Source organism: Pseudomonas sp. KH_046_1 (assembly GCF_057839025.1).
In genome coordinates this window covers 3,745,257-3,758,294 of sequence record NZ_CM174481.1, presented here as the reverse complement: position 1 = coordinate 3,758,294, position 13,038 = coordinate 3,745,257, and the positions used below count along the sequence as shown (strand labels likewise).

General features: G+C 59.3%; 7 protein-coding genes. All 7 read left to right on the top strand.

Going from position 1 to position 13,038, the window contains the following annotated elements:
- Positions 1-26 precede the first annotated feature (26 nt).
- The 7 genes from AC3IT9_RS17290 (at position 27) to AC3IT9_RS17260 (ending at position 12,996) form a co-directional block, all read left to right on the top strand.
- Positions 27-1,388 carry a DUF1329 domain-containing protein gene (locus AC3IT9_RS17290; protein ID WP_150756081.1) on the top strand — a complete coding sequence of 454 codons (1,362 nt, stop codon included), beginning with the start codon at positions 27-29 and terminating at the stop codon, positions 1,386-1,388.
- Between the two features lie 137 nt (positions 1,389-1,525).
- Entirely contained in the window at positions 1,526-2,602 is a 1,077-nt protein-coding gene (locus AC3IT9_RS17285) for a WD40/YVTN/BNR-like repeat-containing protein (RefSeq protein WP_489270483.1), read from the top strand.
- Positions 2,603-2,638: 36 nt separating this feature from the next.
- Positions 2,639-5,203: an efflux RND transporter permease subunit gene (locus AC3IT9_RS17280; RefSeq protein WP_489270482.1), complete on the top strand. Its 2,565-nt coding sequence runs from the start codon at positions 2,639-2,641 to the stop codon at positions 5,201-5,203.
- Entirely contained in the window at positions 5,196-6,974 is a 1,779-nt protein-coding gene (locus AC3IT9_RS17275) for an acyl-CoA dehydrogenase C-terminal domain-containing protein (RefSeq protein WP_489270481.1), read from the top strand. The genes AC3IT9_RS17280 and AC3IT9_RS17275 overlap by 8 nt, the downstream gene beginning before the upstream one ends.
- 452 nt (positions 6,975-7,426) lie before the next feature.
- Entirely contained in the window at positions 7,427-9,328 is a 1,902-nt protein-coding gene (locus tag AC3IT9_RS17270; RefSeq protein ID WP_489270480.1) for a potassium transporter Kup, read from the top strand.
- An 895-nt stretch (positions 9,329-10,223) separates the two neighbouring features.
- Positions 10,224-11,474, top strand: a complete 1,251-nt coding sequence (locus AC3IT9_RS17265) for an OprD family outer membrane porin (RefSeq protein WP_150758734.1) — start codon at positions 10,224-10,226, stop codon at positions 11,472-11,474.
- 160 nt (positions 11,475-11,634) lie between these two features.
- Positions 11,635-12,996: a spinster family MFS transporter gene (locus AC3IT9_RS17260; RefSeq protein WP_489270479.1), complete on the top strand. Its 1,362-nt coding sequence runs from the start codon at positions 11,635-11,637 to the stop codon at positions 12,994-12,996.
- Positions 12,997-13,038 lie beyond the last annotated feature (42 nt).

The following is a 13,038-nucleotide window of genomic DNA, read 5'->3' as shown; positions in this document are numbered from 1 at the left end:
CGTTGCCCCGCAACAGGAGACATCCCATGAAATTCGTCAAATCTTTACTGGCCACCACCCTGGCGCTGGCCGTCGCCGGCGCCGCCCATGCGGCCGTATCCCCGGATCAGGCAGCCAAGCTCGGTATCACCCTGACCGGTGTCGGCGCCGAGAAGGCGGGTAACGCCGACGGCAGCATCCCGGCCTACACCGGCGGGCTGACCACACCACCGGCCTCGTTTCAGAAGGGTAGCTCCATGCGTCCCGATCCCTTCGAGGCGGAAAAGCCGAAGGTGGTAATCACCGGGAAAAATGCCGCGCAATTTGCGGGCAAGCTGACCGTCTCGACGCAGGAATTGCTCAAGCGCTTCCCGTCGTTTCGGGTCGATGTCTATCCGACCCACCGTACCGTGGCCTTGCCGCAACGGCTGCTGGACAACACCGCGAAAAATGCCATCGGCACCAAATCCCTCGAGGGTGGGGTAGCCCTGGAGAATGCCCTGCCGGGTGTGCCGTTTCCGATCCCCAACGATGGCAATGAAGCCATGTGGAATCACCTGTTGCGCTACCAGGGGCATGCCATCAATACCAAGTTCGACTCGTGGAACGTCGACTCGTCCGGTCATGCCAGCCTGGCCACCACCGGCAACGTCTATCTCGAATATCCGCTGTACGATCCGGCCCGTACCACGGCGGCCAATGAGAGCGATATCTTCTTCAAGACCAAGTTCTACTACCAGGGTCCAGCCCGTCGTGCCGGTGAAGCGATCCTGTTGCAGGATGCCGTCAACCCATTGAAGCAGCCCCGTCGCGCCTGGCAGTATTTGCCCGGGCAACGCCGGGTGAAACTGGCGCCGGACATTGCCTATGACACACCGAATCCAGGCTCGGCCGGTGGCTCGACCTATGACGATTCCTGGGTGTTCGCCGGTGCCATGGACCGCTTCGACTTCAAGCTGGTCGGCAAGAAGGAGATGGTCGTTCCCTACAATACCTACAAGCTCAACTATCACGAGAAAGCGGCCGACATCACCACACCGAACCACATCAACCCTGACCTGGCGCGCTGGGAACTTCACCGGGTCTGGGTCGTCGAGGCGACGTTGAAACCTGGCAAGCGGCATATCTACAACAAACGCACCTTCTACCTAGACGAGGACAGCTGGATCGCCCTGGCCTCCGACGAGTACGACGCCCGTGGTCAGCTCTATCGCGGTGCCTTCGCGCACATGGCCTACAGCTATGACGTGCAGGCGCCGAACGCTGACAACCACATGTTCTATGACTTCGTTTCCGGCAGCTACTCGATCCTGGGTCTCTACGGTCCTTACGGCGGTATCAAATACATCGAGCCGCTTTCCAAGGCCCAATGGGCACCGGAATCACTGGCCGGTACCGGCATCCGCTGACACACCGGTTCCCTCTGTGGGAGCGAGCCTGCTCGCGAATCGGTCTGACAGTCGACCTCTGCGTTGAATGTGTTGGCCTCATCGCGAGCAGGCTCGCTCCCACAAGGGCGCTGTGGTGTGCATTCGAGATAACAATAATGACGATGATCAAGTGGTTTTTGCTTTCGGCGTTGGCGGCTGCCTTGGCCGTGCCATTTATCCGCCCGGTGGTCGCCGGCGAGTTTGCCGACGTGCTCGACACCCCGGCACAGCCGAGTGAACTGGCTGCCCGGTCGATGTTCACCGGGCTGGCCCGGGCCGGGGAGCGCCTGATCGCGGTGGGCCAACGCGGGCACATTGTGTATTCCGATGATGCCGGCGGGCATTGGCAACAGGCTCAGGTCCCAGTCAGCTCTGATCTGGTCGCCGTGCATTTCCCCAGTCCGTCCCAGGGCTGGGCGGTGGGGCACGACGGCGTGGTGCTGCACAGCAGCGACGCCGGCGAAACCTGGCGTCGCCAGTTCGACGGCCGCGAGGTCGGGCCGACCTTGCTCGCCTATTACCAAAAACAGGCCGCCACGCGGCCGGACGATGAGGTGCTCGCCACCCGGCTGATCGAAGCCCGGCGCATGGCCGACGAGGGCGCCGACAAGCCATTCCTCGATGTCTGGTTCGAGAACGATCATGTCGGCTACATCGTTGGTGCCTTCAACCTGATTTTCCGCACCGACGACGGTGGTCTGACCTGGATGCCGTGGCTTGATCGCACGGACAACCCGAGTGCGTTGAACCTCTATGCGCTGCGTCCGGTCGGCAATCAGCTGTTCATCGTCGGCGAACAAGGCCTGGTGCTCAAACTCGACCCGGCGGTCGAGCGTTTTCACGCCATCCCCACACCGTACAACGGCACCTACTTCGGCATTACCGGCAAACCCGGTGCCGTGCTGGTGTTTGGCCTGCGTGGCAATGCGTATCGCAGCGTCGATGGGGGGGGCAGCTGGAGCAAGGTCGACTTGGGGCTGCCCGCGAGCATCACGGCCAGTACGGTGACCGTCGATGGACGTATGGTTCTGCTGAGCCAGGCTGGCCATGTACTGGTGAGCGTCGATGACGGTGTCAGCTTCAAACTGCAGTCACAAAGCGGCCTGGCGCCGGTGGCCGGCGCACTGGTATCGGGTACCGGATCGCTGGTGCTCGCGGGCGCTCGTGGCCTGCGTCAATTACCCCTCGAATAAGCCCACTGCCGTACAACAAAAGAGACAAAAAACGTTATGGCTAATTACCAACTCGATACGATGCCGGTCGTCCGGGAGCTCAGGGGCTTCGATGCACGCTCCGGCAACCTGCTCGAACGGTTGATCTTCAACAATCGGTTGCTGGTGGTGGTGACCTGCCTGGTCATGACCGTCCTGCTCGGTTACTTCGCGGTCACTCGACTGACACTCACCGCCAGCTTCGAAAAGATGCTGCCGCAGAGCCAGCCGTTCATCAAAAACTACCTGGACAACCGTCAGTCCCTGCGTGGGCTTGGCAATGCGGTGCGTGTGGTCGTTGAGAACAGCGAAGGCGATATTTACGATCCGCACTACCTCGAGGTCCTCAAGCAGGTCAACGACACGCTGTTCGTTACCCCAGGGGTGGATCGTGCCTGGATGAAGTCGCTCTGGACCCCGGCGGTGCGCTGGACTGAAGTGACCGAGGAGGGCTTCCGCGGTGGGCCGGTGATGCCGGACATCTATGACGGCTCGGCCAAGGGCGTCGAGCAGTTGCGTCAGAACATTGCCCGCTCCGGTATCGTCGGCAGCCTGGTCGGCAACAATTTCAAGTCGAGCATGATCTTCGTGCCGTTGCTGGAGAAAGACCCGGTCACCGGCGAGGCCATCGACTACCACCAGTTCTCGAAGACTCTGGAAGAACAACTGCGAACCCGGTACGAATTCGCAGGCAGCGTTCGCGTGGCGGGCGAGGAGGGCAAAGGCCCGATCAAGATCCGTGTGATTGGTTTCGCCAAGCTGGTCGGCGACCTGCTGGATGGCCTGGTCCAGGTGATGATGTATTTCGCCGCCGCCGCGCTGATCGCCACCGCCATCATTTTCTACTTCACCCGCTGTGTGCGCAGCACAACATTGGTCATTCTCTGTTCGGTGATTGCCGTGGCCTGGCAGTTGGGGCTGGTGACACTGCTGGGTTATGCGCTTGATCCGTTCTCGATCCTGGTGCCGTTCCTGGTGTTTGCCATCGGCGTGTCCCATGGCGCCCAGAAGATGAACGGCATCATGCAGGACGTCGGACGCGGCACCCACCAACTGGTGGCTGCGCGCTACACCTTCCGCCGCCTGTTCCTCGCCGGCCTCACCGCGCTGCTGGCCGATGCCGTGGGCTTTGCCGTGCTGTTGCTGATCGACATTCCAGTGATCCAGGACCTGGCGGTCACCGCCAGCATTGGCGTAGCCGTACTGATCTTCACCAACCTGGTGCTGTTGCCGGTGCTGCTGTCCTATTGCGGAGTCAGTCACAAGGCAGCCGCCCGTACCCTGCGCCAGGCAGACAAGGAACTGCACGGCAAGGGTCTGGGCAATCTCTGGCGTTTCCTCGATCGCTTTACCGAACGCCGTTGGGCCACCGGTGCAGTCGTGGTGGCGGGCCTGCTGGCGGTAGGCGGTTTTATGGTCAGCACCCAATTGAAGATCGGGGATCTAGACCCGGGCGCCCCCGAGCTGCGGGCGGACTCGCGTTACAACCGTGACAACGCCTACATCACCGCCAATTACTCGCTGTCCAGCGACCAGTTCGCCGTGATGGTCAAAACCGCCAGCGAGGGCTGTCTGAAATACGAAACCCTGATCGAGGCCGACCGCCTCGGTTGGTTGCTGCAACAACAGCCGGGGGTGCAGACCACGGTGTCGCTGGTCAACGCGGTGCGGCAAATCACGGCGGGTTCCTATGAAGGTAATCCGAAGATGCTGACCATCGCGCGCAATCAGGACGTGCTCAATTACGGCGCGCAACAGGCCTCGGTGAACAATCCAGAGCTGTTCAACAACGACTGCTCGATGATGCCGGTGGTGGCCTATCTTGCCGACCACAAGGCCGAGACCCTCGACCAGGTGGTCAAGGTCGCCAATGCCTTCGCCCGTGAGCACAGCAACGACGAGCGTCAATTCATGCTGGCGGCCGGCAGCGCCGGAATTGAAGCAGCGACCAACATCGTCGTGCGCGAAGCCAACCGCACCATGCTGTTCTACGTGTATGGCGCGGTGACCGTGCTCTGCTTCATCACCTTCCGCAGTTGGCGCGCGGTGGTGGTGGCCGTGGTGCCCTTGATGCTGACTTCGATCCTCTGCGAGGCCCTGATGGTCTGGCTGGGCATGGGCGTGAAGGTCGCCACTTTGCCAGTGATTGCTCTGGGCGTGGGCATTGGTGTGGATTACGCGTTGTACCTGCTGAGCGTTCAACTCGCCCAGCAACGTGCCGGTCTGTCCTTGACCGAGGCCTATAAAAACTCGGTGGCATTCACCGGCAAGGTCGTGGCCCTGGTGGGGATCACCCTGGCAGCGGGCGTCATCACCTGGGCCTGGTCGCCGATCAAGTTTCAGGCCGATATGGGCATCCTGCTGACCTTCATGTTCATCTGGAACATGGTCGGGGCATTGGTGCTGATACCTGCACTGTCGCATTTCCTGCTTTGCAGTCCAGGACATGTCTTGCCCAGATACCGAGCCACAGCAGTGGAAGCTGTTCGAAGCGAGCCCATGACGCAATCCGCAGAGAATGTTCCTGTCAATCAGGGCGTGGTCAATGCCCCAACCATTCGAGAGCAATTCCATCATGGCTGACTACAAAGCGCCCCTGCGCGATATGCGCTTCGTCCTCAATGAAGTTTTCGAGGTCGCCAAACTCTGGGCCGAACTGCCTGCACTGGCTGAAACCGTGGATGCAGAAACGGTCGAAGCCATCCTGGAAGAAGCCGGCAAAGTCACCAGCAAAAGCATCGCACCGCTGAGCCGTGCCGCTGACGAAGAAGGTTGCCATTGGGCGGACGGTGCGGTCACCACGCCGGCAGGTTTCCCACAGGCCTATCAGACCTACGCTGGAGGCGGCTGGGTCGGTGTCGGTGGCGATCCGTCCTACGGCGGCATGGGCATGCCGAAAGCCGTTTCGGCCCAGGTCGAAGAAATGGTCAACTCCGCCAGCCTGTCGTTCGGCCTGTACCCGATGCTGACCGCCGGTGCTTGCCTGTCGATCAACGCTCACGCCAGCGAAGAATTGAAGGCCGCGTACCTGCCGAACATGTACGCCGGCGTCTGGGCCGGTTCCATGTGCCTGACCGAACCGCACGCCGGTACCGACCTGGGGATCATCCGTACCAAGGCCGAGCCTCAGGCCGACGGTTCCTACAAGGTCAGCGGCACCAAGATCTTCATCACCGGTGGCGAACACGACCTGACGGAAAACATCATCCACCTGGTACTGGCGAAGCTGCCGGACGCACCGGCGGGTCCGAAAGGCATTTCGCTGTTCCTGGTGCCGAAGTTCATGGTCAATGCCGATGGCAGCCTGGGCGCGCGCAACCCTTTGAGCTGCGGTTCGATCGAACACAAGATGGGCATCCAGGCGTCCGCGACCTGCGTGATGAACTTCGATGAAGCTGTGGGTTACCTGGTCGGCGAGCCGAACAAAGGCCTGGCGGCGATGTTCACCATGATGAACTACGAGCGCCTGGGTGTCGGTATCCAGGGCCTGGCCACTGGCGAGCGCTCGTACCAGAACGCCGTGGAATACGCCCGTGACCGTCTGCAAAGCCGTTCGCCAACCGGCGCGCAGAACAAGGACAAAGTGGCTGACCCGATCATCGTCCACCCGGACGTGCGTCGCATGCTGCTGACCATGAAAGCCTCGAACGAAGGTGGTCGTGCGTTCTCCACCTACGTGGCGATGCAACTGGACACTGCCAAGTTCAGCGAAGATGCAACCACCCGCAAGCGTGCGGAAGACCTGGTGGCGTTGCTGACCCCGGTGGCCAAGGCGTTTCTGACCGACCTCGGCCTGGAAACCACCGTACACGGCCAGCAAGTCTTTGGCGGCCACGGTTACATCCGTGAGTGGGGTCAGGAGCAACTGGTGCGTGACGTGCGCATCACCCAGATCTACGAAGGCACCAACGGCATTCAGGCGCTGGACCTGGTCGGGCGCAAGATCGTGGGCAGCGGCGGGGCGTTCTACAACCTGTTCGCCGACGAGATTCGCCACTTCACGGCGACCGCCAGCACGGACCTCGCCGAGTTCACCAAGCCGCTGAACGACGCAGTGACCACCCTCGATGAACTGACCGCGTGGTTGCTGGATCGTGCGAAGAGCAATCCGAACGAAATCGGCGCGGCGGCGGTCGAGTATCTACAGGTGTTCGGCTACGTGGCGTACGCCTACATGTGGGCCCTGATGGCCAAGGCGGCTTTCGGCAAGGAAGTGCAGGACGATTTCTACGCCAGCAAACTGGGCACGGCGCGCTTCTATTTCGCCCGCCTGCTGCCGCGCATTCACTCGTTGAGCGCGTCGGTGAAGTCCGGTAGCGAGTCACTGTATCTGCTGGACGCCGCACAGTTCTGATTGAAGAATCAGCAATAGAAAACCCCGCATTCGCGGGGTTTTTTGGTGAGGCTGAGTGATTTGCCTCACCCCGCGGCAGACTCTCTACATCATTAATCACGCGGAGTCCCTGGGTGAGATTGTGATTCACACAACCCTTCCATGACCCGTTCGGGAGGCCTACAGCGAGCGACCGCTTCTGGCTGATTGCTGCCTCTCGCGCAAGGCTGCAATCGACTCAGTCTGTCAGTCCGGCAATGTCGAACAGACCCAAGCCGCCAGATCTGATCTGATGTTTCGAATATCTGCCGTAAATTTTTTACGCTTTCTTTACGACTGCTGTTTCCGCCCTCAAAGATACTGGCCGCGAATTTCTAGAACGTCCATGCGCCTTGAGGCCTCAGTGGCCTGGGCATATCGTTTTGCCCAAGGATGGCATGCACTTCCTCCCCGTAATTCGAGAGAAGCGACCCTTGAGTGAAGCAGCAATCGGAGCACATGAAAACCCGCAATCCAAAACGTCAGGACTGGGCTTGCTCGTCGCAGCGGTCGGTGTGGTTTACGGGGACATCGGCACCAGCCCCCTCTACACGCTGAAAGAAGTATTTTCTGGCCACTACGGCGTTCAGGCCAACCACGACGGCGTGCTGGGTATTCTGTCGTTGGTCTTCTGGTCACTGATTTGGGTCGTTTCGATCAAGTATGTGCTGTTCATCCTGCGTGCCAACAATCAGGGTGAAGGTGGCATCATGGCGTTGACGGCGTTAGCCCGCCGCGCGGCCACACCTTATCCGCACATGAGTAAAATACTCGTTCTGCTTGGCCTCTTCGGTGCGGCACTTTTTTACGGGGACAGCATGATTACCCCGGCTATTTCGGTGCTCTCTGCGGTTGAAGGGCTACAGCTGGCGTTTGACGGAATCGGGCACTGGGTTGTGCCCTTGTCAGTGATCGTGCTGGTGGCGCTGTTCTTGATACAGAAACACGGCACGGCTCGCATCGGTATCCTGTTCGGCCCAGTGATGGTGCTGTGGTTTGTCGTGCTGGGTGCGCTGGGGATCTACGGGATTTTGCAGCGGCCGGAAGTGCTGCAAGCGCTCAATCCATACTGGGGAGCGCATTTTTTTATCGCTCATCCGGGAATCGGTGTGGCCATTCTTGGTGCAGTGGTGCTCGCGCTGACGGGCGCCGAAGCACTGTATGCCGACATGGGGCACTTCGGTCGCAAGCCCATTGCCCGCGCGTGGTTCATATTGGTGTTGCCAGGACTGGTACTCAATTATTTTGGCCAGGGTGCCTTGATCCTGGAAAATCCGGAGGCGGTGCGCAATCCGTTTTATTTGCTCGCGCCGGGCTGGGCCCTGCTGCCGATGGTCGCACTCTCCACACTGGCGACCATCATCGCTTCTCAAGCGGTGATCTCCGGTGCTTTTTCCCTGACTCACCAGGCCATCCAGCTTGGGTATGTCCCCCGCATGTTCATCCAGCACACCTCCAGTCAGGAGCAGGGACAGATTTACATTGGCACGGTTAACTGGGCATTGATGGTCGGTGTTGTTCTGCTGGTCATCGGTTTCGAGTCGTCCAGTGCGTTGGCCGCCGCCTATGGTGTCGCGGTGACGGGCACCATGTTGATCACAACAATCTTGTCCTCGGCGGTGGTCCTGCTCCTATGGAAAACTCCGCGCTGGTTGGCCATTCCAATGTTGCTGGGATTTTTGCTGGTCGATAGCCTGTACTTCGCGGCCAACGCGCCGAAGATTTTCCAGGGCGGTGCGTTCCCGGTGATTGCCGGTATTGGCCTGTTCATTTTGATGACCACCTGGAAACGGGGCCGCAAGATCATTGTTGAACGGCTGGATGAAACCGCGCTGCCTCTACCGCTATTCATCGGTAGCATCCGTACGCAACCTCCTCATCGCGTACAAGGCACGGCAGTGTTTCTAACGGCCAGGGCCGATGCCGTTCCGCATGCGCTGCTGCACAACCTGCTGCATAACCAGGTTTTGCATGAGCAAGTGGTGTTGCTCACTGTGGTGTCTGAAGACAGCCCTCGTGTGAGTGCTGATCGACGGTTTGAGGTTGAAGCGTATGGCGAAGGGTTCTTCCGGGTCAGTCTGCACTTTGGTTTTATCGAGGAGCCTGATGTCCCCTTGGCGTTGAGTCTCTGTCACTTGACTGAACTTGACTTCAGTCCGATGCGCACCACCTATTTCCTCAGCCGGGAAACGGTGATCCCGACCAAGCGCATCGGTATGGCCCGTTGGCGAGAAAGCCTGTTCGCCTTTTTACTCAAGAACGCCAACAGCAACCTGAAGTACTTCAAGTTGCCGTTGAATCGGGTGATAGAACTGGGTACACAGGTTGAGATGTAAGGAATTGGCAAGGCCGCACTGGCGGCCTTGTTTGTTCGCAGAATAAGAGACATGAAGACCTCCGTGATCAGCGTCTGTTTCAGCAGTTGATCCCGGTCATCATGAATGTCTGCTCCAGCCGATTGCTGCCTGTTTACGCCAGCCCGGAGACTCAGGCTTTCGAGGATCACCAACGATCAGATTCTCGACTTGGGTGAGAAAGATTGCATTTTCTTTCTGCAGGACTCTTTCGCCCCATATCCCATACCCCCATGTCACCAGCACCCCGCCCGGGTGTTCCCGCAAGCTCTCATTCTGTCCTGTGTAATTCATGCCGCTGCCTGACGGGATCGTCAGGGCGCCAGGCTGCGGTTGGCTTGTGCCCTGACGATACGCTGCTTGCACGGCAGCGGCAGTGCTCAGGCGGTCTGCATCAGGCTGCGCTATTGGAGAATCGCCTGCGCAATCGGGGAGGTTGGCAAGCAGTGCAATCGCTAGTTTAGGGCCCATCCAACAACAAGACCTCGTTAAAGGAAGGCTTATGCAATACAGGCTTGCCGTCTCCCACTGTGTGCCCTGCGCTTTTGAGCCGACTAAGGGAAACCTTTAGCCGGGTTGAAGATTTCCCCCCAACGGATGCTGTTCATCTCGATATCGGCGCAGCGCCTGTTGACTTACCTTGGGTAGACAAGAGGCGCGTCGTCTTGGCGGACTGTTCCATTGAGCCCGCCTGGCGTTTTACCCCATAACAACAATAGGCCTGACAATGCTCGAACCCACCGTTCTTTATATCCCTGATGCAATCCGCCTTCCTGCGCAAGAAGGCTCGGTGTTCGGCTGCCGGCATTTTTAGTTTTTAGTTCGAATCTGCTCCTATAAATACAGTGCCCAGCACATACAGATGTGGAGAAGTTAGATGTATCAGGTAAAACAATCTTGCCGTGGGCTCGGTATTGCCGGCGTGTTGGGAATGATCTGTTCGCCATTGGCAGCCTATGCCGATGTTATTGATGACAGTCACTTCAAAGTGGACACGCGTAACTTCTACTTGCACCGTAACTACACCAATAACAATGCGCCGGTTTCTGAAGTGCATAGTTGGTCTCAGGGTTTCGATGCGCAGTTTACTTCCGGTTACACCGACACAGCCTTGGCAATCGGCCTTGATGTGGATGCGCAATACGCCGTGCGCCTGGATTCGTCGGGCAACGACGGTTCGCTGCCGTACAGCGTCCGTGACCAGCAGACGGCCGATGACTACAGTCGCGCCGGTGCAACCTTGAAGATGCGCTACAGCAAGACCGAGTTGAAGGTCGGTGACCTTCGCCCACAACTGCCGGTGGCATTCGATGACCCCAGTCGGCAACTGGATACCATCTACCAAGGGGCCGTGGTCGAGTCCAAGGAAGTCGATGGGTTGACGATGACCGGCGGCCGTTTCTGGTCTGCTGCGACACGGGAATCTTCCAACCACGAGAAACTGTACAAATTTGGCTCCACCGATAATCTCGACAGTGACGGCCTTGACTTTGGCGGCGCAACTTACGACATCACCAAGAACCTGCAAGCCAGTTATTTCTATGGCGTGTTGCACGATATTTATCAGCAGCACTATTTTGGCCTGATGCATATGGCTGATCTGGGTAATGGCTACAAACTTAAAACCGATTTGCGCTACTTCAACAACAATGAAGATGGCAATGCGTTGAACGGTGAAATCGACAACCGTTCCTACGGTGCCTTGTTCACCTTGCTCAAGGGCGCACACATGTTTGGCCTCAGTTACCAGCGCATGCTCGGTGACAGCGTGTTCCCGACGATGAACGGTTATATCCCACAACCTTATCTGGTTCACTGGTCGTCCCTGGGGTTTGTCCGCCCGGATGAAAAGTCCTGGGGGGCGCGCTACAGCTATGACTTTGCCGGGATGGGCGTGCCGGGGCTGAAGCTCTACACCCGCTACATCAAGGGTACCAACTGGGACCGTGGCAACAACCTGAGCGACAACCAGGAAAGCGAACGCTTTCTGGGGCTCAGCTACGTGGTGCAGAGCGGGGCGCTGCAAGGCCTGGGGCTGGACCTGCGCAACATCGACGTGAAACAGAAGTACGGCTACGACTACAACGAATTCCGTGTCGCCACGACCTACACCTGGAAGTTCTGGTAAGCCCAGTCCACCCGGGATTTGACCCCATAACAATAAGAGGCCTGACCATGTTCGAACCCTTTGTCCTTTACATCTGCCTCGCAACTTCCCAGTCGGTGTGCTGTGCACCGTCACCCGGCGCGCTGCGCGCATGAGCGGATTCCAAGAGGAGCAAACACTAGTGAATATCCAGGTCGATAACGCGGTCCTGCAGCAGCAGAAGAAGAAAACCTACATTTACGAGTGGTACGTGGTCGGCCTGTGCATGATCGCCTACATCTTTTCATTTGTGGATCGGCAGATCCTGGCGCTGATGATCGAGCCGATCAAAGCCGACCTGCAGATCAGCGACACCCAGTTCAGCTTGCTGCACGGGCTGGCCTTTTCGTTGTTCTACGCGTTCATGGGCATGCCCATCGCCTACCTGGCCGACCGCTTCTCCCGACCGAAGATCATCGCCGTCGGCGTCGTGTTCTGGAGCCTGGCGACGGCTGCCTGCGGCATGAGCAAGAACTTCCTGCACATGTTCCTCGCCCGCATTGGCGTCGGCGTCGGCGAAGCGGCCCTGTCGCCCTCGGCCTACTCGATGTTCAGCGACATGTTCCCCAAGGAGAAACTCGGCCGCGCAGTGGGCATCTACTCGATCGGCTCGTTCGTCGGTGGTGGCCTGGCCTTCCTGGTGGGTGGCTATGTGATCGCGATGCTCAAGGACATGAACACTATCGAGGTCGCCTTTCTCGGTGCGATGAAGGCCTGGCAGCTGGCGTTCTTCATTGTCGGCCTGCCCGGTATCGTGGTTGGCCTGTTGATCTGGCTCACCGTGCGCGACCCGGCGCGCAAAGGCTTGCAGGTCGATGCGCAGGGTCGGGCGAAGAAGGTCGCGATGAGCGATGGCTTGCGCTTCCTCGGCCGCCACCGAGCCACCTTCACTTGCCATTACCTGGGCTTTTCGTTCTACGCCATGGCCCTGTTCTGCTTGATGAGCTGGAGCCCGGCGCTGTACATCCGCAAGTTCGGCCTGTCGCCAATGGAGGCGGGCTACATGCTCGGCACCGTGCTGTTGGTGGCCAATACCGCCGGGGTGCTGTTCGGTGGATGGCTCACCGATTATCTGGCCAAGAAAGGTCATCAGGACGCTGCCATGCGCACTGGCGTCATCGGTGCCCTCGGCATGGCGGTGCCGGCCGTGCTGTTCCCTCAAGTCGATCAACTGTGGCTGTCGGTGACGTTGTTGGTGCCAGCGATGTTCTTCGCTTCGTTCCCGATGCCGGCGTCCACGGCGGCGATGCAGATCCTTGCGCCGAACCAGGTGCGCGCACAGGTCTCGGCCGTGTTCCTGCTGATCAGCAATCTGCTGGGCCTGGGCCTGGGCACCACGCTGGTGGCGCTGTTGACCGACCGCTACTTCGGATCGCCCGCGGCGGTGGGTTCGTCGATGTCGCTGGTGATCTGTGGTGCGTCGGCGTTGACGGTACTTCTGCTATGGCGTGGTTGCCGTCATTTCCGCGAAAGCTATGCCCGTGAGCACCCGACCCGGGCTTGATTGGTCATAGTCCACGATCGGCGCCCCGGCCTCGCTCCTGTT

Bases quoted from the DNA above. Each gene is read 5' to 3' on its own strand.
- AC3IT9_RS17290 (WP_150756081.1), top strand. From the start codon at position 27: ATGAAATTCGTCAAATCTTTACTGGCCACCACCCTGGCGCTGGCCGTC.
- AC3IT9_RS17285 (WP_489270483.1), top strand. From the start codon at position 1,526: ATGACGATGATCAAGTGGTTTTTGCTTTCGGCGTTGGCGGCTGCCTTG.
- AC3IT9_RS17280 (WP_489270482.1), top strand. From the start codon at position 2,639: ATGGCTAATTACCAACTCGATACGATGCCGGTCGTCCGGGAGCTCAGG.
- AC3IT9_RS17275 (WP_489270481.1), top strand. From the start codon at position 5,196: ATGGCTGACTACAAAGCGCCCCTGCGCGATATGCGCTTCGTCCTCAAT.
- AC3IT9_RS17265 (WP_150758734.1), top strand. From the start codon at position 10,224: ATGTATCAGGTAAAACAATCTTGCCGTGGGCTCGGTATTGCCGGCGTG.